This window comes from Bradyrhizobium sp. MOS002 (assembly GCF_003020115.1).
Lineage (GTDB): Bacteria > Pseudomonadota > Alphaproteobacteria > Rhizobiales > Xanthobacteraceae > Bradyrhizobium.
The window spans coordinates 423,655-444,276 of sequence record NZ_PYFX01000001.1; the positions used below are offsets into that span (position 1 = coordinate 423,655).

22 protein-coding genes are annotated in these 20,622 nt (G+C 64.6%); 11 read left to right on the forward strand and 11 right to left on the reverse strand.

Annotated elements, in window-relative coordinates:
• Positions 1–18: 18 nt before the first annotated feature.
• Together C7G41_RS02150 and argH are read right to left on the reverse strand one after the other, a co-directional pair.
• Complete coding sequence (locus C7G41_RS02150) at positions 19–309, reverse strand: lipoprotein (protein ID WP_106941017.1); 291 nt, start codon at positions 307–309, stop codon at positions 19–21.
• Positions 310–402: 93 nt separating this feature from the next.
• The gene (argH, locus tag C7G41_RS02155; RefSeq protein ID WP_106941018.1) at positions 403–1,800 is read right to left on the reverse strand and encodes an argininosuccinate lyase; all 1,398 of its coding nucleotides are present in this window, start codon (positions 1,798–1,800) and stop codon (positions 403–405) included.
• Between the two features lie 106 nt (positions 1,801–1,906).
• On the opposite strand from argH, the gene C7G41_RS02160 reads away from it, so the two are divergent.
• Complete coding sequence (locus C7G41_RS02160; RefSeq protein WP_106941019.1) at positions 1,907–2,596, forward strand: TlpA disulfide reductase family protein; 690 nt, start codon at positions 1,907–1,909, stop codon at positions 2,594–2,596.
• A gap of 11 nt (positions 2,597–2,607) precedes the next feature.
• Here the strand turns inward: C7G41_RS02160 and C7G41_RS02165 are convergent, their stop codons facing one another.
• The 6 genes from C7G41_RS02165 to C7G41_RS02190 all read right to left on the reverse strand — a co-directional run bounded on the left by C7G41_RS02165 (position 2,608) and on the right by C7G41_RS02190 (position 6,677).
• Positions 2,608–2,802, reverse strand: coding sequence for a hypothetical protein (locus tag C7G41_RS02165; RefSeq protein ID WP_007615312.1), 195 nt, complete (start codon positions 2,800–2,802; stop codon positions 2,608–2,610).
• Between the two features lie 213 nt (positions 2,803–3,015).
• Positions 3,016–3,897 (reverse strand): 3-hydroxybutyryl-CoA dehydrogenase, encoded by an 882-nt coding sequence (locus C7G41_RS02170; protein WP_106941020.1) that lies wholly within the window; start codon positions 3,895–3,897, stop codon positions 3,016–3,018.
• A 192-nt stretch (positions 3,898–4,089) separates the two neighbouring features.
• Positions 4,090–5,034 carry an electron transfer flavoprotein subunit alpha/FixB family protein gene (locus C7G41_RS02175; protein WP_106941021.1) on the reverse strand — a complete coding sequence of 315 codons (945 nt, stop codon included), beginning with the start codon at positions 5,032–5,034 and terminating at the stop codon, positions 4,090–4,092.
• Positions 5,034–5,783: an electron transfer flavoprotein subunit beta/FixA family protein gene (locus C7G41_RS02180; RefSeq protein WP_106941022.1), complete on the reverse strand. Its 750-nt coding sequence runs from the start codon at positions 5,781–5,783 to the stop codon at positions 5,034–5,036. Before C7G41_RS02180 ends, C7G41_RS02175 begins: the two co-directional genes overlap by 1 nt.
• A 125-nt stretch (positions 5,784–5,908) precedes the next feature.
• On the reverse strand, positions 5,909–6,481 hold the full coding sequence (locus tag C7G41_RS02185; RefSeq protein ID WP_106941023.1) for a cob(I)yrinic acid a,c-diamide adenosyltransferase: 573 nt from the start codon (positions 6,479–6,481) through the stop codon (positions 5,909–5,911).
• 1 nt (position 6,482) lies between these two features.
• The gene (locus C7G41_RS02190; protein ID WP_106941024.1) at positions 6,483–6,677 is read right to left on the reverse strand and encodes a twin transmembrane helix small protein; all 195 of its coding nucleotides are present in this window, start codon (positions 6,675–6,677) and stop codon (positions 6,483–6,485) included.
• A 204-nt stretch (positions 6,678–6,881) separates the two neighbouring features.
• Here C7G41_RS02190 and C7G41_RS02195 point away from each other — a divergent pair, with 204 nt between their 5' ends.
• The gene (locus C7G41_RS02195; RefSeq protein ID WP_106941025.1) at positions 6,882–7,775 is read left to right on the forward strand and encodes a YihY/virulence factor BrkB family protein; all 894 of its coding nucleotides are present in this window, start codon (positions 6,882–6,884) and stop codon (positions 7,773–7,775) included.
• Here the strand turns inward: C7G41_RS02195 and C7G41_RS02200 are convergent.
• Positions 7,702–8,985 carry an ATP-binding protein gene (locus C7G41_RS02200; RefSeq protein ID WP_106941026.1) on the reverse strand — a complete coding sequence of 428 codons (1,284 nt, stop codon included), beginning with the start codon at positions 8,983–8,985 and terminating at the stop codon, positions 7,702–7,704. The genes C7G41_RS02195 and C7G41_RS02200 overlap by 74 nt on opposite strands.
• Positions 8,986–9,089: 104 nt before the next feature.
• On the reverse strand, positions 9,090–9,962 hold the full coding sequence (gene gluQRS, locus C7G41_RS02205; RefSeq protein WP_106941463.1) for a tRNA glutamyl-Q(34) synthetase GluQRS: 873 nt from the start codon (positions 9,960–9,962) through the stop codon (positions 9,090–9,092).
• A gap of 175 nt (positions 9,963–10,137) precedes the next feature.
• Between gluQRS and C7G41_RS02210 the strand changes: the two genes are divergently transcribed.
• On the forward strand, positions 10,138–10,791 hold the full coding sequence (locus C7G41_RS02210) for a DNA-3-methyladenine glycosylase (RefSeq protein WP_106941027.1): 654 nt from the start codon (positions 10,138–10,140) through the stop codon (positions 10,789–10,791).
• Here the strand turns inward: C7G41_RS02210 and C7G41_RS02215 are convergent.
• On the reverse strand, positions 10,788–11,675 hold the full coding sequence (locus C7G41_RS02215; protein WP_106941028.1) for a LysR family transcriptional regulator: 888 nt from the start codon (positions 11,673–11,675) through the stop codon (positions 10,788–10,790). The two genes, C7G41_RS02210 and C7G41_RS02215, sit on opposite strands and share 4 nt — an antisense overlap.
• A gap of 177 nt (positions 11,676–11,852) precedes the next feature.
• On the opposite strand from C7G41_RS02215, the gene C7G41_RS02220 reads away from it, so the two are divergent.
• The 8 genes from C7G41_RS02220 (at position 11,853) to C7G41_RS02260 (ending at position 20,610) form a co-directional block, all read left to right on the forward strand.
• Complete coding sequence (locus C7G41_RS02220) at positions 11,853–12,827, forward strand: nitronate monooxygenase family protein (protein WP_106941029.1); 975 nt, start codon at positions 11,853–11,855, stop codon at positions 12,825–12,827.
• A 33-nt stretch (positions 12,828–12,860) separates the two neighbouring features.
• Positions 12,861–14,045 (forward strand): ABC transporter substrate-binding protein, encoded by a 1,185-nt coding sequence (locus tag C7G41_RS02225; RefSeq protein WP_106941030.1) that lies wholly within the window; start codon positions 12,861–12,863, stop codon positions 14,043–14,045.
• A 22-nt stretch (positions 14,046–14,067) separates the two neighbouring features.
• Positions 14,068–15,576: an acyl-CoA synthetase gene (locus tag C7G41_RS02230; protein WP_106941031.1), complete on the forward strand. Its 1,509-nt coding sequence runs from the start codon at positions 14,068–14,070 to the stop codon at positions 15,574–15,576.
• 178 nt (positions 15,577–15,754) lie between these two features.
• On the forward strand, positions 15,755–16,075 hold the full coding sequence (locus C7G41_RS02235) for a PepSY domain-containing protein (RefSeq protein WP_106941032.1): 321 nt from the start codon (positions 15,755–15,757) through the stop codon (positions 16,073–16,075).
• A 12-nt stretch (positions 16,076–16,087) separates the two neighbouring features.
• Complete coding sequence (locus C7G41_RS02240; RefSeq protein WP_106941033.1) at positions 16,088–16,717, forward strand: general stress protein; 630 nt, start codon at positions 16,088–16,090, stop codon at positions 16,715–16,717.
• Positions 16,718–16,953: 236 nt separating this feature from the next.
• Entirely contained in the window at positions 16,954–18,729 is a 1,776-nt protein-coding gene (locus tag C7G41_RS02245) for an NAD(P)/FAD-dependent oxidoreductase (RefSeq protein WP_106941034.1), read from the forward strand.
• 131 nt (positions 18,730–18,860) lie between these two features.
• A complete protein-coding gene (locus C7G41_RS02255) occupies positions 18,861–19,838 on the forward strand; it encodes a peptidyl-alpha-hydroxyglycine alpha-amidating lyase family protein (RefSeq protein ID WP_106941036.1) in 978 nt (325 codons plus the stop codon).
• A 214-nt stretch (positions 19,839–20,052) separates the two neighbouring features.
• Positions 20,053–20,610, forward strand: a complete 558-nt coding sequence (locus C7G41_RS02260) for an HNH endonuclease (protein WP_007597381.1) — start codon at positions 20,053–20,055, stop codon at positions 20,608–20,610.
• Positions 20,611–20,622: the final 12 nt, after the last annotated feature.

Consider the following 20,622-nt stretch of genomic DNA (forward strand, 5'->3'; position numbering starts at 1 on the left):
TGGCTCAGTTGCCCCAGCCTATCGGCTGGGTCTTTCGTCCAGGAGCGGGTCGAGGATGAACGGTCTCTTTTTGCCCTTGGCCGCCGCCGGTGCGGCGTCCGCACCATAGGTAGGATTGAACACGCTCGGCGTCCTCTGGGCTTCGGTCTCGGTATCGGTCGGCGGCGCGATATTGGCCGTAGACGCGCTCGAGGCGGTCGGCGGCAGATCCAGCGGGCCCTTGCGGCCACAGCCGGCAAGCGCGAGCGCCGTCAGGCTCAAGACAATGATGGCCCACCCCGAGCCGGCCGGGCGAAACTTTGACGTCACGACGAAATCCCCACTACGCGCGGCGCACCATACAGAGATTGGCGCGCTCTGGCGAGACCCGGATGACCATGAAACATAAGCGAAATTTTGCCCTCAGCCCAATTTTCGCTCTTTTTCCAGCCGCCTCAACCAGGCCTTGGCCTGCGCCGCCACGTTCTTCGGCGCGGTGCCGCCGAAGCTGGTCCGGCTCTTGACCGACGATTCGACCGAGAGCACGCCGAGCACGTCTTTCGTGACCTTCGGCTCGATCGCCTGCATCTCCTTGAGCGGGAGCTCGTGCAGCGCCACGCCGCTCTCGGCGGCTTTCGCGACGATGCGGCCGGTGACGTGATGGGCCTCGCGGAACGGCATCTTCAGCGTCCGCACCAGCCAGTCGGCAAGATCTGTCGCGGTGGCGTAGCCCTCGCCGGCAGCAAGCTTCATCTTCGCTTGATCAGGCACGAGATCCCGGACCATGCCGGTCATGGCGCGGATCGCGAGCGACAGCGCGGCGAAGCCTTCCATGGCGCCCTGCTTGTCCTCCTGCATGTCCTTTTGATAGGCGAGCGGCAGGCCCTTCATCACGATCAGCAGGCCGTTGAGCGCGCCAATGACGCGGCCGGTCTTGGCGCGCACCAGCTCGGCGGCGTCGGGATTGCGCTTCTGCGGCATGATCGAGGATCCCGAGGTGAACTTGTCGCTGAGGCGGATCATGGCGACCAGCGGCGAGGTCCAGATCACGATCTCCTCGGCAAAGCGCGACATGTGCACGGCGCAGATCGAGGCCGCCGACAGCGTCTCCAGCACGAAGTCGCGATCGGAGACCGCATCGAGCGAGTTCGCCATCGGACGATCAAATCCCAGCGCCTTCGCCGTGCCGTGACGGTCGATCGGAAACGAGGTCCCGGCGAGCGCTGCAGCTCCGAGCGGGGATTCGTTCAGCCGCTTGCGCGCGTCCTGGAAACGGCCGCGATCGCGCGCGGCCATCTCGACATAGGCGAGCAGATGGTGGCCGAAGGTCACCGGCTGCGCGGTCTGCAGATGCGTGAAGCCGGGCATGACCGTTCCGGCATGCTCGAGCGCGCGCTCCACCAGCGCCTGCTGGAACGCGGCGAGCGCGGCGTCGGTCTCATCGAGGACATCGCGGACATAGAGACGGAAATCAGTCGCGACCTGGTCGTTGCGCGAGCGCGCGGTGTGCAAACGGCCGGCGGCAGGGCCGATCAGCTCGGACAGGCGGCTCTCGACATTCATGTGAATGTCCTCGAGCGCGCGCTTGAATTCGAAGGTGCCCTTGCCGATCTCTGACAAAATCGTGTCTAGACCCTTGCCGATATTTTTCGCATCAGAGGCCGTGATGATGCCCTGTGCGGCCAGCATCGCGGCGTGGGCCTTGGACGCGGCAATGTCCTGGGCAAAGAGGTGCCGATCGACGTCGATGGAGACGTTGATCTCTTCCATGATCTCGTCGGGACGTTCCGAGAACCGGCCGCCCCACATCTTGTTGCTCATGATCCCCTGCTCACGCCTTGCTTGCCGTCACCGCATGTTTGCTGGCTGCGGCTCGCCGTATTAAGAGGCCTCTGATAGCCATATCTGCGACCGGATGACAAACGATATGCTCGACCCCAACGATCGCCTCGACCGAAGGAAAGCGCGGTCGGCCACGCGCCGGATCCCCGTCGTCATCGCCACCGTGGTGGTCGGGGGCCTGGCTGGCTTTGCCGCGCTGTACGGGCTGGGCCTGAGCCGGGCCCCCTCCGGCGATCCCGCCTGCCGGGCGGCGGTGAACACCGCACAGAAGATCGCCCCGCTCGCCCATGGCGAGGTGGCGGCGTTGACCATGGCGACCGCGCCGCTGAAGCTGCCGGACCTGGCCTTCGAGGACGCCGACGGCAAGCCGAGGAAGCTGTCGGATTTCCGCGGCAAGACGCTGCTGGTGAACCTCTGGGCCACCTGGTGCGTGCCCTGCCGCAAGGAGATGCCGGCACTGGACGAGCTCCAGGGCAAGCTTTCGGGCCCGAATTTCGAGGTGGTGGCGATCAATATCGACACCCGCGACCCCGAGAAGCCCAAGACGTTTCTGAAAGAGGCCAATCTGACCCGGCTCGGCTATTTCAATGATCAGAAAGCCAAGGTTTTTCAGGATCTTAAGGTGATAGGCAGGGCTTTGGGCATGCCCACCTCGGTGCTGGTCGATCCCCAAGGCTGCGAGATCGCGACGATCGCGGGGCCGGCGGAATGGGCGAGCGAGGATGCGCTCAAGCTGATCCGGGCTGCGACAGGCAAAGCCGCCGCGTCGTTCTAAGCGAGGATGTTTTAGGCGGTAACGTTGAGGTTGCTGCCGACGCCGGCGCCGACATTGGCGAGCGAGGGCTGTCCGGCGCCGAGCAGCGTCAGGACGGTGGATTTCTCCGCATCCGCGTTCTGCTTCATCAGCGTCGCCGAGATATTCGACTGCAGCGCGCCTTGCTGAGAGGCCAGCATGCTGCTGACCATCGCCATCATGTCCATTACGCAAACCCTCGTACGCGCGTAACCTAGACGCGAGCGGTTAACGGGACATGAATTGCCACGAAGCGCCGCAGGATAGGCTTCGTCCGTGTCCCGGACGCGGCGTGTCACGAAGTGACGCACCGCAGAGCCGGGACCATGCTTCAGCGTGCGCGCGGCCTCTGGGCCCCGGCTCTGCAGCGCTTCGCGCTGCGTCCGGGGCACGAGACAGCTTTATCTCGTCGGAACCGGCTTGGCGCCGCGGTAGTCGTAAAAACCGCGCTGGGTCTTGCGACCGAGCCAGCCTGCCTCGACGTATTTCACCAGCAGCGGGCACGGGCGGTACTTGGAGTCGGCGAGGCCCTCATGCAGCACCTGCATGATCGACAGGCAGGTATCGAGGCCGATGAAATCGGCGAGCTCCAGCGGGCCCATCGGATGGTGCGCCCCGAGCTTCATCGCCGCGTCGATCGCCTCGACGTTGCCCACGCCTTCGTACAGCGTGTAGATCGCCTCGTTGATCATCGGCAGCAGGATGCGGTTGACGATGAAGGCCGGGAAATCCTCGGAGACCGCGACCTGCTTGCCGAGCTTGCCGACGAATTCCTTTGACGCCTCGAAGGTCTGGTCGTCGGTGGCGATGCCGCGGATCAGCTCCACCAGCTCCATCAGCGGCACCGGATTCATGAAGTGAATGCCGATGAAGCGTTCGGGCCGGTCGGTGGCGGCGGCGAGCCGCGTGATCGAGATCGAGGAAGTATCGGAGGCGACGATCGCCTCCGGCTTCAACACGGCGCAGAGCTCGTGGAAAATCTTGCGCTTGACCTCTTCCTTCTCGACCGCGGTCTCGATCACGAGGTCGCAGTCAGCGAGATCGTCCAGCTTCTCGCCGGCCACGATACGCGCCATCGCCTTGGCTTTGTCGTCCTCGCTCACGGCCTTCTTGGAGACCTGGCGCGCCAAATTGCCGTTGATCGTGGCCATGCCTGACTTGAGGCGGTCGGTCGAAATGTCGTTGAGCACCACGTCGAAGCCGGCCAGCGCAGCGACATGCGCGATGCCATTGCCCATCTGCCCCGCGCCGATCACGCCGACCTTCTTGATTACTGCCGCCATAATGTCATCCACCGGAACGGCGCGCTATCAACCGCGCCTGCCTATCCCCCTGAGCCGGGAGGTCCGATTTAATCAGAACCCGGCCTCGAAACCTAGATTGGATCGCTTCGAAGGCGTGTCCCACGCCAAAGAAAACGCCTCAAAAAGCAACACCGGCCGGAGTTTATGGCTCCGGCCGGTGTTTTAGCGCGTTTACTTGCCGAGCTTGCCGAGTTCGGCCGTCAATTCCGGAACCGCCTGGTAGAGGTCGGCGACCAGGCCGTAATCGGCAACCTGGAAGATCGGCGCGTCCTCGTCCTTGTTGATCGCGACGATCACCTTGGAGTCCTTCATGCCGGCCAGATGCTGGATCGCGCCGGAGATGCCGACCGCGACATAGAGCTCGGGGGCCACGACCTTGCCGGTCTGGCCGACCTGCCAGTCGTTCGGCGCATAGCCCGCATCCACCGCCGCACGCGAAGCGCCGACGCCAGCGCCGAGCTTGTCGGCAAGCGGCTCGATGTACTTTGCGAAGTTCTCGCGGCTCTGCATGGCGCGCCCACCGGAGACGATGATCTTGGCCGAGGTCAGCTCGGGACGGTCGCTCTTCGCGACTTCCTCGCCGACAAAGGACGACAGGCCCGGATCGGCAGCCGCCGCGACGCTCTCGACCGACGCGCTGCCGCCTTCACCCGCTGCGGCAAAGGTGGAGGTGCGTACCGTGATGACCTTCTTGGAGTCCTTCGACTTCACCGTCTGGATGGCGTTGCCGGCGTAGATCGGACGCTCATAGGTGTCGGGGGCGACCACCTTGGTGATTTCCGAGACCTGCATGACGTCGAGCAACGCTGCAACGCGCGGCATCACGTTCTTGAAGCGCGAGGTCGCGGGCGCGACGATGGCGTCATAGGACGGCGCCAGCGAGACGATCAGCGCGGCCAGCGGTTCGGCCAGATCGTGCGCGTAAAGCGCGCCGTCGGCGAGCAACACCTTCTTCACACCGGCAAGCTTTGCGGCGGCGTCCGCCGCGGCCTTGGCGTTCTCGCCGGCCACCAGAACCTCGACGTCCGCGCCGAGCGCGGCCGCGGCGGTCAGGGCCTTGTTGGTCGCATCCTTGAGCGACGCATTGTCGTGTTCGGCAATCAGAAGCGTCGTCATCAGAGCACCCCGGCTTCGTTCTTGAGTTTCGACACCAGCTCGGCGACGTCCTTGACCTTGACGCCCGCTTTACGGCCCGCCGGCTCAGTCGTCTTGAGGACCTCGAGACGGGGGGTGGCGTCGACGCCGTAATCCGCCACAGTTTTGTCCGCGATCGGCTTCTTCTTCGCCTTCATGATGTTCGGCAGCGAGGCGTAGCGCGGCTCGTTGAGGCGGAGATCGGTGGTGACGATCGCCGGTCCCTTCAGCTTCACGGTCTGCAGGCCGCCATCGACTTCGCGGGTGACCTTGAAGTCGCTTCCTTCGACCTCGAGCTTCGAGGCGAAGGTCGCCTGCGACCAGCCGAGCAGCGCCGCCAGCATCTGGCCGGTTTGGTTGCTGTCGTCGTCGATCGCCTGCTTGCCGAGAATGATCAGGCCCGGCTGCTCTTCGTCCGCGATCTTCTTCAGGATCTTGGCGACCGCGAGCGGCTCTACCGCGCCCTCGGCCTTCACCAGGATGCCGCGATCGGCGCCCATGGCGAGACCGGTGCGGATCGTTTCCGACGCCTGCGCCGGTCCGATCGAGACCACCACGACTTCGGTCGCCTTGCCGGCTTCCTTCAGGCGCAGCGCTTCTTCGACCGCAATTTCGTCGAACGGGTTCATGGACATTTTGACGTTGGCGAGTTCAACGCCCGATCCATCGCTCTTGACGCGGACCTTGACGTTGTAATCGACCACCCGCTTTACCGGCACCAAGACCTTCATCGATCCTCTTTCACTCAATCTGGGAGGGGGGTTATCAACTGGCGCGGAACCTAAAGGCCTGATCCGGCCCGGTCAACGCGCGAAGGGGTCTAATTTTGGCGTCCAGAAATGCGCGGCCTAATGGGTCAGCGATTCTGGCCCGGAACCCAGAGCACGTCGCCCGCTCCGTCATCGTTGGCAGCACGGCTGGCCACGAACAGGAAGTCTGACAGGCGGTTCATATACTGGATGCCAGCGGCCCCAACAGGCTCTTCCGGCCGGGCCGCCAGTTCCACCATCACGCGTTCCGCCCTGCGGCAAATCGTACGGGCGACATGGAGGGTGGCAGCGGCCGGCGTTCCGCCCGGAAGCACGAAGGAGGTCAGGGGTGCCAGCTTGTCGTTGAGCGCGTCGATGTCGCGCTCGAGCCGCTCGACCTGGCTCGCGACCACTCGCAGCCGCTCCGCCTTACCCTCACGTTCGGGCACCGCAAGGTCCGCGCCGAGGTCGAACAGATCGTTCTGAATCCGCCCGAGCATTGCGTCGAGTTCCGGCGCATCCTTTGTGTACAGACGGACCACGCCGATCGCGGCATTGGTCTCATCGACCGTGCCATAGGCCTCGATGCGCAGATCGTATTTCGGCCGGCGCTCGCCCGAGCCGAGCGCTGTCGTGCCGTCGTCACCGGTTTTCGTGTAGATGCGGTTGAGCAAGACCATGTTAACGCCCCATCGCCCACACGGCGAGCATCGCGATGACGATCGCCACGAACTGAAGCAGCACGCGCCAACGCATCAGCTTCTGCGAGGTGTTGGGCGAGCCGCCGCGCGTCATGTTGATGAGACCGAGCAGCAGCACCAACGCCACGGCGCCGACCGCGATCGGCAGGATGAAAGTACTCAGGAGAGATGCCATTCGAGGGTAAATAACACCCTCCGCGCCGGTCCGCCATGGCGTTCCCGATCTGGCTTTTAAGCCAATAATATCAGAAGTTAGCTGGATGAATCTGGATTTGCGCGAACTGTCGATGCTCTTCACCGCTCTCCGCCTGCGGGGAGAGGCCGAAATGCGCTCCCCGCTGGAGGGAAGCGGAAGCGGCAACAGCAGTGCGGGTGCCGCGTGAAGGCAATCCGCACCATCTACGTCGTCGTGATGGACGCGTTCTACACATTCCTGGCCGACGATGGCTGGGCGATCGCAAGCCACATCGCGCTGTCGACGTTGATGGCGCTGTTCCCGTTCCTGATCGTGCTGACCTCGCTCGCCGGCTTCTTCGGCTCCAAGGAACTCGCGGACCAGGCCGCCAGCCTGATGCTTCAGGTCTGGCCCAAGCAGGTCGCGGATTCGATCTCGGGGGAAGTCCACGACGTGCTGACCACGACCCGCACCGGCCTATTCACCATCGGTGCGGTGCTGTCGGTCTACTTCGCCTCCAACGGCGTCGAGGCGCTGCGGGTCGCGCTCAACCGCGCCTATGCGGTTGTGGAGATGCGGCCCTGGTACTTTCTACGGCTGGAATCGATCGCCTACACACTAATTGCGGCCTTCACCGCGCTCGCCATGGCATTCCTGATCGTGCTCGGACCGCTGCTCATCGAGGCCGCGCGCGCCCACATTCCGCTGTTCGTCGAATCCAACGAGAGCATACTCACCTGGCTGCGCTACGGCATCACCGTCGCCGCGCTGGTGGTGGCGTTGATCATCCTGCATGCCTGGTTGCCGGCGGGACGGCGTGGATTTCTCCAGATCCTGCCCGGCATCGTCTTCACCATCGTGGCGTCGCTGGTATCAGGCATCGTGTTCGGGCAATATCTGGCGCGCTTCGCCAACAATTACGTGACGATGTATGCGGGGCTCGCCTCGGTGATCATCGCGCTGGTGTTCCTGTACTTCATCGCCGCGATCTTCGTTTTCGGCGGCGAGCTCAACGCCGCGATCATCAAGTCGCGACTTCCTCACGGCGTGTCGCTGCAAGCAGCGCAGTCGCTAGCGCCCGCGGAGACACAGGCTTGACCAGAAAGGCGTCGGCACCGGCCTCGCGTGAGGCGACTTCGTCCTCGCCGCGACCGGACACCCCGATAATGGGGATCTGAGCCAGCGGCGTCGCCATGGTGCGGATCCGCCTGATCGCCTCGACACCATTGATGCCCGGCAGCACCATATCCATCAGCACCGCGTCGAAGGCGCCCTGCGCGAGCCGGTTCACCGCGTCCTCGCCGCGCCCGATGAACTCGGCATGATGGCCGAGCTCGGTGAGGATGGTGTTGAGCACGACGCGCCCGAACGGATTGTCCTCGACGCTGAGCAAGCGCAGCGCCGGGACCGCATCCATCCCGGCATCGCCCTTCGACTTGCTGGACTTGCCCGATCCCGTGGCATCCACCGACACCGTCAACGTGAAGGTGGCGCCGCCGCCGGGTCGAGGCGCGACCGTGATGTCGCCGCCCATCGCGCGCGCCAATTGCTTCACCGACGACAGGCCGAGGCCAGCGCCGCCGAAGCGCGAGGCAATGGTGACATTGGCCTGGGTAAACGGCCGGAACAGTCGCTTGATCTCGGCCATGGTGAGGCCGATGCCGCTGTCGGACACCGCGAAGGCGACCCCGACCCGGCCTTTGGCCTTTGCTTTGCCTTTGCTCTTGCTGGAACGCCAAGGCGCGACCGTGAGCGCCACGCCGCCGTGCTCGGTGAATTTCACGGCATTGTCGATCAGGTTCTCGAGCGCGGCGCGCAGGCGGACGGGATCACCGACCACCAGCCCCGGCAGCTTCTGGGAGATATCGACCACGGCCTGGAGACCCTTGGCCGCGGCGCGACCGGCCAGCGAATCGCCGGCGTTGCGGGCGAGGGTCCGCAGGTCGAACAAATCCTGCCGTAGCATGCTTCCACCCCCGGCCCCCTTCCCGGCCCCCTTGCCGGTTCTGGCGGCATCGACGAACAGGGTGGCAAGGTTCGCCAGATGCTCGGCACCGGCCTTGATCGTGTCGGCCCATCGTCTTTCGCGTTCACCGAGATCCGAAGTCGCAAGCAGGTCGCTGATCGCGAGAATGCCAGTCAGGGGGGTGCGGACCTCATGGGCAAAGGCGGCAAGCGCGGCCTGCACGACGTCCGGCTCGACCCGCTTGGTGCTGCGCTCGCGCAACCCGGCGGTCGGCCCGGAGCGCTTCCGAGCCACTCGCTTGGACGTCCGCGTGGTGCGCGCTGCGCGCGTTTTCGCCGCCATAACTCCCCTTCGAAGTATCCCCTTCGAACCCCCGGCTGTCAGGCGAGCATGGCACGGCGGATCACCCGGAGTCACGGCGCCGTTTGGCTAACCCCCAGAGAAACTTAACCTAATCCCACCAACCGGCGGATACCGGCCGGCGTGGCGCCGGCAGCGCGCAGTTCACGAAGCCCGGTCGAGCTGGTTGATTTCGACAGCTTCCGGCCGGCCTCGTCACGAAGAAGCCCATGGTGGCGGTAGACGGGTTCGGGCAGGCGGAGCAGAACTTGGAGCAGACGGTGGACCGAAGTGGCGTGAAACAGGTCCTGGCCCCGCACGATCTCGCTGATGTCCTGGAGCGCGTCGTCGACAACGACGGACAGATGGTAGCTGGTCGGCGTCTCCTTGCGGGCTAGAATAACGTCGCCCCAGGCCCCTGGCCGCGCCGGGACGATGCCGCGCTCACCATCGGGCCCCTCGCCCAGTTCGTTCCAGGTCAGGCCGAGCGCGCGGCGGCAGGCGGCCGCCATATCGAGCCGAAGCGCATAAGGCGCACCGGTGTCGATGAGGCGGTCGCGCTCGTCGGCGGGCAGCGATCTGGCGTCCCCGGGATAGAGCGGCGCGCCGTCAGGATCGCGCGGCCAAGGCCCATCCGCTTCACGCGCCGCAACCAGCCTTGCGATCTCGGCGCGGCTTTCAAAGGCGGGATAGACCAGGCCGAGCGCAGAGAGTCTATCCAGCGCCGCGCGATACGCATCGAGATGCTCCGACTGCCGCCGCACCGGCGTCTCCCAGGCGATACCGAGCCAGGCGAGGTCATCGTAGATCGCTGTCTCATATTCCGGCCGGCAACGCGTCGCGTCGATGTCCTCAATGCGAAGCAGCAACCGCCCGCCGGTTTCGCGCGCGCGGTCGGAATTCAACAGCGCTGAATAGGCGTGGCCGAGGTGCAGGTAGCCGTTCGGACTGGGGGCAAATCGGAAAACGGGTGGCGACATGCTGCGGAACTCGTCATGGCCGGGCTTCACCGTCACGGTTGTCATTACGGGGCGGTCCGCAGGACCGAACCCGGAATCTCGAGATTCCGGGGCTCGATGCTTCGCACCGCCCCGGAATGACGGAGTAAGATATTCGGTACGCGGTCAAGCCCGCGCATCACGAGTTGAGCAAGCAATGACCATCCACCTCGAAACCCAATCCGATCTCGAAGAGGCCGTCCACGCGCTGGTCAAGTGCGATCCGCGCCTGAAGCCCGTGCTGGCGACTGCCGGCATGCCGGCATTGCGGCGGCGCGAGCCGGGCTTTGCGGGGCTTGCCCATATCGTCTGCGGACAGCAGCTCTCCACAGCGAGCGCGGCGGCGATCTGGGGACGGCTGTCCACCGCGTTCGATCCGTTCGACCACGTGGCTGTCCGCCGCGCCCGCACCGACCGGCTGGGGCGGCTCGGCCTGTCCGCCGCCAAGATCAAGACGCTGAAACATCTCGCGCGCGAGATCATCGCACAGCGGCTGAACCTCGACGTGCTCGCCGAAGAAGACGCCGATGCCGCGCATCACACGCTGATCGCACTGCCCGGCATCGGACCGTGGACGGCGGACGTCTACCTGCTGTTCTGCCTCGGTCACGGCGACGCCTGGCCGGCCGGCGACCTCGCCGTGCAGGAAGGCATCCGCACCGGGCTCGGCTTGCAGGCGCGGCCGACGGAGAAGCAGATGGCGCCGCTCGCCGAACCCTGGCGCCCCCTGCGCGGTGCGGCGGCGCATCTGTGGTGGAGCTATTATCGCGCGGTAAAAAAGCGCGAAGGCGTCATCGCGGGATCAGCTTAGCCCCGCAGCCTGACGCGATCGGTCCGGGCGCAATCGGCGACGAAGTCGATGACGGCGCGCACTGCCGGGAGCTCGACGAGGTCGGGATGGGCCAGTAGCCACAGGTCCGCCACGCTGGCGAGCTTCTGCGGCGCGACGCGCACCAGATCGGGATAGCTCTCGGCGACGAAGCACGACAGGGCGGAGATTCCGAGTCCAGCGCGGACCGCCGCCAGCATGTCGCCCTGAGACGAGCAGCGCATCACCACCCTGGCCTGACGCGTGACGACGTCGCTCCAGCGCGCAAGCTGGGCATTCGAGGTCTGGTCGGCAAAACCGATGACGCTGTGCCCCTTCCACTCGCCGCGCCGTTCCGGCAGGGACCGCCCGCCGGCGTAGTCGCGCGAGGCGTAGAATCCCGTGCCGAGACGGCCGATCTTGCGGCCGACCAGATTTTCCTCCCCGCTGTCGAAGGGCCGCAGCACCACGTCCGCCTCGCGCCGGCGCACGCTCGCGGGAAACGGATGGGTGATGATCTCGAGCTGGACGTGATCATGCGCGTGCAGGAAAGCAGGCAGGCGCGGCATCAGCCAATGCGAGGCCAACGTCGCGCCGATCGACAGCTTGACGATACCGCGCGCCTTATGTCCTCCGGCCGAGACTGCCGTCTCCGCCCGCAGCGCGGCCGCCGCCATCGCCTCGGCGTGCTCGCGCAGCGTCCGTCCATCCGCGGTCAGCGCCAGGCCGTCGGCGGCGCGCGCCACCAGCCTGGTGCCGAGCTGAGCTTCCAACGCCGCAATCTTGCGGCTGACGGTGGGATGGCTGCTGTGCAGCCGGCGCGCCGCGCCGGTGAAGCTGCCGGTATCGGCGACCGCGACGAAGGTCTTGCAAAGGTCCCAGTCCATGAGCGGCCTCTGTTCAAATCTGAATAGTCGTTCGTTCAATATTGAACGATGGGAGGCCGCACTCCAACCCCTATACTGGCGTGAAATGAAACTTGGGCGGCAACTCGCCCGCGACAATCAAATAGGGAAACGCCTCGTCATCCGCCTGCCGGCGGGCTGCGTTTTCGGGAGGACATCATGGCGCTGCCCGCTCTCTTGAAGGATTCGCTCGAGCTGCCCGTGGTCGGCTCGCCGCTCTTCCTCGTCTCCGGCCCTGAGCTGGTGATCGCCCAGTGCAAGGCCGGTGTCGTCGGCTCGTTTCCGGCGCTCAATGCCCGTCCGGTCGAGAAGCTCGACGAGTGGCTGAGCCGCATCGAGGACGAACTCGGCGAATACAAGTCACGCAATCCCGGCAAGAAGGTCGCGCCCTACGCCGTCAACCAGATCTGCCACGCTTCCAACGACCGGCTGATGAAGGACATGGAGACCTGTGTGAAGCACAGGGCACCCATCATCATCACCTCGCTGCGGCCGCCCGCCGAGATCGTCGAGGCCGCGCATTCCTACGGCGGTCTCGTGTTCCACGACGTCATCAACGTCAAGCACGCGCGCAAGGCCGCCGAGCAGGGCGTCGACGGCCTGATCCTGGTCTGCGCCGGCGCTGGAGGACATGCAGGAACGCTCTCGCCTTTCGCACTGGTACGCGAGGTCAAGCAATGGTTCGACGGCGCGATCCTGCTGTCGGGCGCCATCAGCGACGGCTTCGCAATCGCCTCCGCGCTGACGCTGGGCGCCGACCTCGCCTATATGGGCACGCGCTTCATCGCGACGAAGGAAGCCAACGCTGACGAAGCCTACAAATCCGCCCTGACACAGCACGCCGCGCACGACATCGTCTACACCAACCTCTTCACCGGCGTGCACGGCAACTATCTCGGCCCTTCGATCGCCGCGGCCGGGCTCGATCCGGACAATCTGCCGGCGGCCGACAAGACGAAGATGAACTTCGGCTCCGGCGGCAACATGAAGTCCAAGGCGTGGCGCGACATCTGGGGTTCGGGCCAGGGTATCGGCCAGATCGCCGACGCGCCGCCGGTCGCCGAGCTCGTCGACCGGATGAAACGGGAATTCGACCAGGCCCGACAGGATTTCCTGATTCGCGCCAGCGCCTGACGGCTCGAACCGACAATAAAACGGGAGGACACCATGAAGCTGGCAGCCGCACTGATCGGCATGTCGTTGCTGACGCTCGCTGGCGGCAGCGCCCATGCCGAAGGCAGCGACGAAATCCGCATCGGGCAGACCCTGCCCTACAGCGGCCCCGCCTCCGGCTTCGGCGCGATCGGACGGACGCAGGAAGCGTTCTTCGAGAAGGTCAATGCCGAAGGCGGCATCAACGGCCACAAGGTCAAGTTCATCACCCTGGACGACGCCTATTCACCGCCCAAGACCGTCGAGCAGACCCGCAAGCTGGTAGAGCAGGACGAGGTGCTGATGATGTTCGGCTCGCTCGGGACCGCCACCAACAGCGCCGTGCAGCGCTATCTCAACGCCAAGAAAGTGCCGCAGCTGTTCGTGCTCTCCGGCGCCACCAAATGGGCCGAACCACAGAAGAACCCGTGGACGATGCCGGGCATGGCGGCCTACGAATCCGAGGGCGTGGTCTATGCCAAATACATTTTGCAGACCAAGCCCGACGCCAGGATCGCGATCCTGTCGCAGAACGACGATTTCGGCCGCGACTATGTCGCGGGGTTCAAGCGCGCGCTCGGGACCAAGGCGGCCGGCATGATCGTCGCGGAAGCAAGCTACGAGACCAGCACGCCGACGATCAGCTCGCAGCTCTCGACCTTGAAGGCCTCGGGCGCCAACGTGCTGTTCGGCGTCGTGCTCGGCAAGTTCACCTCGCAGATGGTCAAGGGCGTGGCCGAGATCGGCTGGAAGCCGGAGCTGTTTTTCGTGCCGACCTCCGCCTCGTCGATCTCTTTCCTGGAACCGGCAGGGCTCGACAACGCGGTTGGTCTGATCTCGTCGAGCAACCAGAAGGACACGATGGACCCGCAATGGGCCGACGATCCCGGCGTGAAGGAATACTTCGCCTTCATGAAGCGCTACATGCCCACCGCGGACCTCTCCAACTCCAACTACGCCGCGGGCTATCACTATGCCACGCTGCTGATGACGGTGCTGAAAGCGTGCAGGGATGATGTCAGCCGCGACAACATCATGCGCCAGGCGGCCTCGCTGAAAGATGTGAAGCTGCCGCTGCTGCTGCCGGGAATGACTGTTACGACCGGCCCCGACGACTATCTGCCGTTCCAGCAGCTTCAGCTCCGGCGCTTCAACGGCAAGAGCTGGGTCGGCTTCGGCGACGTGCTGGATGATCGCTAGACGAGCGGGATGAGGAGACGCCATGATCATCAGCGGCGAACGCCAGATCAGCTATGACGAGATCCGGGCCCGGATCAGGCGGGCGATGAGCGGCTTCCGCGCCCTGGGGCTTGCCGAGGCCGCGCCGCTCGCGATGATGCTGCGCAATGATTTCGCCCTGTTCGAGGTGGTTGCGGCCTCGGCCGCGCTGGGCAGTCCGGTGGTGCCGATCAATTGGCATCTGAAGGCCGAGGAGGTCCGTTACATCCTGGCCGACAGCGGAGCGAAGATCCTGGTCTGCCATGCCGATTTGCTGCCGCAGATCCGCGACGGCGTACCGGCGGATGTGCTTTTCCTGGTCGTCGCGACCCCGCCCGAACTCGCAGCGACCTTCTCGATCCCTCGGGAGCTGACCGAGATCCCGGGGGGACTGACCGATTGGGACCGCTGGCGCGACAGCCATCCGCAAGCGCAGCAGCCGCCGCGGCGGGCCGCAGCGATGATCTATACATCGGGCACCACGGGCATGCCGAAGGGCGTGCGGCGCATGCCGATGCAGCCCGAACAGGCGGCCGCCTCCGAACGCGTGGGCGCGATCGCCTATGGCATCAAGCCGCGGGAAGACCAAATCGTGCTGATCAACGGGCCGATGTATCACTCGGCGCCGCATTCCTACGGCATGCTGGCATTCCGCAGCGGCTGCACCATCATTCTCCAGGCGCGGTTCGATGCGGAGGAGTTGCTGGCGCTGATCGAGCGCCACCGCGTCACGCACATTCACATGGTACCGACCATGTTCGTCCGGCTGCTGCGGTTACCCGAAGCGGTCAGACAGCGTTACGATCTGTCGTCGTTGCGTTTCGTCGTGCATGGCGCCGCCCCCTGCCCGCCGGACGTCAAGCGCGCCATGATCGACTGGTGGGGACCGGTCATCAACGAGTATTTCGGCTCCACGGAGACCGGAATCCCGGTGTGGCACTCTGCCGAGGAAGCAATGAAGAAGCCCGGCACGGTCGGCCGCGCCATCGAAGGCGGCATCGTCAGGATCTTCCGCGACGATGGCAGTTCCTGCGGTGCCAACGAAGTCGGCGAAATCTATATGCGCCAGACGGCGGTGCCCGATTTCGACTATCACGGCAGGTCGCAGGCAAGGGCCGAGGCCGGCCGTGACGGGCTCGTCAGCGTCGGCGACGTCGGTTACCTCGACGAGGACGGCTATCTGTTCCTGTGCGACCGCAAGCGCGACATGGTGATCTCCGGCGGAGTCAACATCTATCCCGCCGAGATCGAGAACGTGCTGATCGGAATGCCCGGCTTGCGCGATTGTGCCGTGTTCGGCATCCCCGACGCGGAATTCGGCGAACGGCTGTGCGCCTTTGTCGAGCCTGAATCGGATGCCGAGCTCTCGGCCGACGCTGTCCGATCGTTCCTGCGCGAGCGGCTTGCCAATTTCAAGGTGCCAAAGGACGTCGAATTCCGCGACGCGCTGCCGCGCGAGGCGACCGGAAAGATCTTCAAGCGCAAGCTGCGGGAGCCCTATTGGGCGACGTGAGAACAGGCAACGCGTCCGAGTGTACGAAACCGCATAAACGGGAACGAGTGGCATTCGTTCCTATGCCTCTTCCATATCGAGCAGATTGAAAACGCGCGCTTCCGTCGCAAATGGAAGAGCAACCAATTCGAATCTCGCCTGTTGTCGACCGGCACAATCAACAGCCGGAGGACAAAGAATGTCTCGTCTCACCATACTCGCCGCAGCTCTGCTGCTACTCGGATCAGCGCCTGTAAGCGCACAGTCACAGCCTGCACAAAGCGGCCCGGGCAACAACGCCGTCAACAGCTCTGATCACAACAACTCCAACGCACCGGTCGCAGGCCGCAACAGCTTCACCGAGGGCCAGGCGAAGTCGAAGATCGAGGGCGCGGGTTATTCCAATGTTTCGGGGCTGCAAAAGGACGACAACGGCGTCTGGCGCGGCAAGGCCGACAAGGCCGGGACCAAAGCCGACGTGAGCGTCGATTTCCAGGGCAACGTGAACCCCGCCAAGTAAGGAGGATGAAACATGACGACCACCATTTCTCGACTCTATGACACCTATTCGGATGCGGAGCGTGCGGTCAGCCGTCTGGAGGCCGCGGGCGTGCCGCACTCCGACATCAGCATCGTCGCGAACAATTCCGACAACTGGTACGGCTCATCCACCGGCAAGGTCGACCGTGATCGCGACGGCGTCGACGATCGCGCCGAAGGCGCCGGCACCGGCGCCGGCATCGGCGCTGGCCTCGGAACCGCGGCGGGCCTGCTTGCAGGACTTGGCTTGCTGGCCATTCCGGGACTTGGCCCGGTCGTTGCTGCCGGATGGCTGGCTTCGACCGCAGTTGGTGCCGCAGCCGGCGCCGCGACAGGCGGCATCGTCGGCGCGCTGACCGAAGCCGGCGTCTCCAAGGACGATGCGTCGCGCTACGCGGAGGGCGTCCGTCGCGGCGGAACGCTGGTATCGGCGCGGGTCCCCGACCAGGACCGCGCGCGTCTCGATGCCCTTCTGCACGAGAAGGCCGTGAACCTGCAGGAACGGAGCGCCGCCTGGCAAAAGTCCGGCTGGAACGGCTTCGACGCCGCAAGCCCGCCGCTGTCGCCTGACGATGTCGGCCGTGAGCGCGAGTTGTACGGCACTGGGATGCGGGGCAGATAAGGGTCCGCAAACCAAAACGACAGCACGAGGAGGCTCCACTCAGGTGGAGCCTTTTTCGTCATACACCTCTCTCGTTCCGCGAGCGTGCGGCGGGCATCTCGCAGCGCTCGCGGGCGTATTCCGCCTGAGCAGGGCCACATGCTTTCACGGCTCGGGTAAAGCGCTTTCGATACCCCTCCTTCCAGTATAGCCTTCGACCCCAAAGGAAACGCCGCGAAGACGGCACGAGGCCGCGCATGCTGGACCGGACGAAGGATATTGCCGCATTCGCGCAGGCCTGGCTCGACGAATTTGAGCGCACGCTTGGCGCACCCGATGGCGCTGGGCTGGATCGTCTTTTCCTCGCCGACAGCTATTGGCGCGATGTGCTGGCGCTGAGCTGGAACCTGCAAACGATCGCCGGCGGCGACTCGATCAAGGGGCAGTTGACAACGCTCGCGGCAAAGGTCGCGCCGAGCCATTTCAAGATCGCGCCGAACCGAGCGCCACCGCGCTGGGTGACGCGTGCCGGCACCAACACGATCGAGGTGATCTTCAATTTCGAAACCGCACTGGGGCGCGGCAGCGGCATCGTCAGGCTTGCGCCCGACGCCGCCGACGGCGACCGCCTGAAAGCGTGGACGCTCCTCACCGCGCTCGACGAGCTCAAGGGCTTCGAGGAGCAGCTCGGCACCTCGCGGCCGCGCGGCCAGGCCTATTCGCGCGACTTCCGTGGACCGAACTGGCTCGACCTGCGCAACGCCTCGCGCGACTACGCCGATCGCGATCCCGCCGTGCTGGTCGTCGGCGGCGGCCAGGCCGGGCTCGCGATTGCCGCGCGGCTGAAGCAGTTGAACATCGACACCCTGATCGTCGATCGCGAGGCACGGATCGGGGACAATTGGCGCAAGCGCTACCACGCGCTGACCCTGCACAACCAGGTGCAGGTCAATCATTTGCCCTACATGCCGTTTCCGCCGAGCTGGCCGACCTATATTCTCAAGGACAAGCTCGCCAACTGGTTCGAAGCTTACGTCGACGCGATGGAGCTGAACTTCTGGACCGGCACCGAATTCGAGGGCGGCGCCTACGACGATGCCAAGGGCAATTGGACCGTCACGTTGCGAAGCGCCGACGGTGGCAAACGCACCATGCGCCCGCGCCACGTGGTGATGGCAACCGGCGTCAGCGGCATCGCAAATGTGCCCGTTATTCCGACCCTTGATCACTTCAAGGGCACGCTGCTGCATTCCAGCCGCTACGAGGACGGCGAGACCTGGACAGGCAAACGCGCCATCGTCATCGGCACCGGCAATAGCGGCCACGACATCGCGCAGGATCTTCACTCCAGTGGCGCTGAAGTGACGCTGGTGCAGCGTTCACCCACGCTCGTCACCAATATCGAGCCGTCGGCGCAACTTGCATATGCGACCTACAATGAGGGCACGCTCGAGGACAACGATCTGATCGCGACCTCGATGCCGACGCCGCTTGCTAAAAAAACCCATATGATGCTGACGGAGCAGTCGAAGGAGCTCGACAAGGAGCTGCTCGACGGATTGCGGCGGGTCGGCTTCAGGCTCGACTTCGGCGAGGCCGGCACCGGTTGGCAGTTCAAATACCTCACCCGCGGCGGCGGCTATTATTTCAACGTCGGCTGCTCCAACCTCCTCGTCGAGGGCGCGATCAAGCTCAGGCAGTTTTCCGACATCGAGGGCTTCGTCACCGAGGGCGCGCGGATGAAGGACGGCACGGTCCTTCCGGCTGACCTGGTCGTGCTGTCGACCGGTTACAAGACGCAGGAATATCTGGTGCGGAAACTGTTCGGCGACGGCGTCGCCGACCGGGTCGGCCCGATCTGGGGTTTTGGCGACGGCCTCGAGCTGCGCAACATGTATGCGCGCACCAGGCAGCCCGGCCTCTGGTTCATCGCCGGCAGCCTCGCGCAATGCCGGATCAACTCGAAATATCTCGCGCTGCAGATCAAGGCGATCGAGGAAGGGATTCTGGGGCGTGAGGCGGGCACGGCTTAAGCCTCGTCATTGCGAGCGCAGCGAAGCAATCCAGAATCTTTCCGCAGAGACAGTCTGGATTGCTTCGCTGCGCTCGCAATGACAGTGTGGGGACGATCGCGCATCGCCGACACGAATAAAAGGAGAATTCAATGCCAGCCATTCTCGGCACCGGCGAGCACCGCTACCGCGTCGTTGAAAACTTCGCAAAGCTGCCGGACGGATGGCAGCTCACCGACGTCGCCTCCGTCGCGGTCGACAGCAGGGACCGCGTCTACGTCTTCAACCGCGGGGCCCATCCAATGGTCGTGCTGGACCGGGAGGGTAATTTCCTCCGCAGTTGGGGCGAAGGCCTGTTCTCGCGCGCCCACGGCCTGCACATCGATGCCGACGACAATCTCTATTGCACCGATGACGGCGACCACACCGTGCGCAAGTGCACCACCGACGGCAAGGTGCTGCTGACGATCGGCATTCCCGAGAAGCCGTCGCCGTTCATGAGCGGTGATCCCTTCCACCGCTGCACCCACACCGCGCTGTCGCCGAAGGGCGAAATCTACGTCTCCGACGGCTATGGCAATGCGCGCGTGCACAAATTCACGCCCGATGGCAAACTGATGACGAGTTGGGGCGAGCCCGGCACCGATCCCGGCCAATTCAACATCGTGCACAACATCGCCACCGATGCCGACGGCTTTGTCTATGTCGCCGACCGCGAGAACCACCGCGTGCAGGTGTTCGATGGCAACGGCAAGTATGAGACGCAGTGGAACAATCTGCACCGCCCCTGTGCGCTGTGCTGTTGCGGCGGCGGCAAAAGCCCGACCTTCATTATCGGGGAACTCGGCCCCGGCCTCGCGGTCAACCGCAAGGTGCCCAATCTCGGTCCGCGGCTGTCGATCGTGGATGCGAAAGGCAACCGCATCGCGCGGCTTGGCGGCGAGGCAGGCCCGGGTGTTGCAAGCGGAAAATTCCTGGCGCCGCACGGCATCGCACTTGATTCCAGGGGCGATATCTATGTCGGCGAGGTCGGCGTCACAGACTGGAAGACCAGCTTTCCGGACGAGGAGATGCCGGCCGCGGTGCGCGCGACGCGATGTTTGCAGAAGCTGGAGCGGGTGCGGGAGTAGCTGCCTCGGCACATCCACGTCGCGCTGTCGGGATGACGCTGCCTCCACGGCCTTGGACCTGGAAATCACGGCATTTTGCGCGCTTTGCCACCCCCCGGCCGCATTGCTTGTGCCGGAATAAGTCGCTCAACGGGCTTCACAATCCCGTCACGCTGCATGTAGTATGTGAGTTACGTGCTGCTTCGCAGCGTACATTGGAGGCCAGGAGCGTTACTTGAACGCACATGTCTCGCAAGGCCATTGGCCGGTGTTGGTACTAAATGCGGACTTCCGGCCGCTGAGTTACTACCCACTGTCTTTGTGGTCGTGGCAGGACGCGATCAAGGCGGTATTCCTCGACCGCGTCAACATCGTCGCGCATTACGATCAGGCGGTCCATAGTCCCACGCTGCAAATGCAGCTGCCGAGCGTCGTCTCGCTCAAATCCTTCGTCAAGCCGACCACGCATCCTGCCTTCACCCGATTCAACGTCTTCCTGCGCGATCGTTTCGCCTGCCAATATTGCGGCTCGCCCGAAGACCTTACCTTCGACCACATCATCCCGCGCAGCAAAGGTGGCCAGACCACCTGGGAGAACGTGGTCGCGGCGTGCTCGCCCTGCAATCTGCGCAAGGGCAATCTGACGCCGGTGCAGGCCAAGATGTTTCCACGCCAGCACGCGTTCGCGCCGACCGTGCACCAGCTCCACCGTAACGGCCGCCTGTTCCCACCGAACTATCTGCACGACAGCTGGCTGGATTACCTCTACTGGGATACGGAGCTGGATCCGTAAGGTCTGCGCCGG

What these genes read in the sequence shown, in the direction of transcription:
- argH (WP_106941018.1), bottom strand. Translation starts at nt 1,800, where the DNA reads ATGAGCAACAAGATGTGGGGCGGCCGGTTCTCGGAACGTCCCGACGAG.
- C7G41_RS02160 (WP_106941019.1), top strand. Translation starts at nt 1,907, where the DNA reads ATGCTCGACCCCAACGATCGCCTCGACCGAAGGAAAGCGCGGTCGGCC.
- C7G41_RS02165 (WP_007615312.1), bottom strand. Translation starts at nt 2,802, where the DNA reads ATGGACATGATGGCGATGGTCAGCAGCATGCTGGCCTCTCAGCAAGGC.
- C7G41_RS02170 (WP_106941020.1), bottom strand. Translation starts at nt 3,897, where the DNA reads ATGGCGGCAGTAATCAAGAAGGTCGGCGTGATCGGCGCGGGGCAGATG.
- C7G41_RS02175 (WP_106941021.1), bottom strand. Translation starts at nt 5,034, where the DNA reads ATGACGACGCTTCTGATTGCCGAACACGACAATGCGTCGCTCAAGGAT.
- C7G41_RS02180 (WP_106941022.1), bottom strand. Translation starts at nt 5,783, where the DNA reads ATGAAGGTCTTGGTGCCGGTAAAGCGGGTGGTCGATTACAACGTCAAG.
- C7G41_RS02185 (WP_106941023.1), bottom strand. Translation starts at nt 6,481, where the DNA reads ATGGTCTTGCTCAACCGCATCTACACGAAAACCGGTGACGACGGCACG.
- C7G41_RS02190 (WP_106941024.1), bottom strand. Translation starts at nt 6,677, where the DNA reads ATGGCATCTCTCCTGAGTACTTTCATCCTGCCGATCGCGGTCGGCGCC.
- C7G41_RS02200 (WP_106941026.1), bottom strand. Translation starts at nt 8,985, where the DNA reads ATGGCGGCGAAAACGCGCGCAGCGCGCACCACGCGGACGTCCAAGCGA.
- gluQRS (WP_106941463.1), bottom strand. Translation starts at nt 9,962, where the DNA reads ATGTCGCCACCCGTTTTCCGATTTGCCCCCAGTCCGAACGGCTACCTG.
- C7G41_RS02210 (WP_106941027.1), top strand. Translation starts at nt 10,138, where the DNA reads ATGACCATCCACCTCGAAACCCAATCCGATCTCGAAGAGGCCGTCCAC.
- C7G41_RS02215 (WP_106941028.1), bottom strand. Translation starts at nt 11,675, where the DNA reads ATGGACTGGGACCTTTGCAAGACCTTCGTCGCGGTCGCCGATACCGGC.
- C7G41_RS02220 (WP_106941029.1), top strand. Translation starts at nt 11,853, where the DNA reads ATGGCGCTGCCCGCTCTCTTGAAGGATTCGCTCGAGCTGCCCGTGGTC.
- C7G41_RS02225 (WP_106941030.1), top strand. Translation starts at nt 12,861, where the DNA reads ATGAAGCTGGCAGCCGCACTGATCGGCATGTCGTTGCTGACGCTCGCT.
- C7G41_RS02230 (WP_106941031.1), top strand. Translation starts at nt 14,068, where the DNA reads ATGATCATCAGCGGCGAACGCCAGATCAGCTATGACGAGATCCGGGCC.
- C7G41_RS02235 (WP_106941032.1), top strand. Translation starts at nt 15,755, where the DNA reads ATGTCTCGTCTCACCATACTCGCCGCAGCTCTGCTGCTACTCGGATCA.
- C7G41_RS02240 (WP_106941033.1), top strand. Translation starts at nt 16,088, where the DNA reads ATGACGACCACCATTTCTCGACTCTATGACACCTATTCGGATGCGGAG.
- C7G41_RS02245 (WP_106941034.1), top strand. Translation starts at nt 16,954, where the DNA reads ATGCTGGACCGGACGAAGGATATTGCCGCATTCGCGCAGGCCTGGCTC.
- C7G41_RS02255 (WP_106941036.1), top strand. Translation starts at nt 18,861, where the DNA reads ATGCCAGCCATTCTCGGCACCGGCGAGCACCGCTACCGCGTCGTTGAA.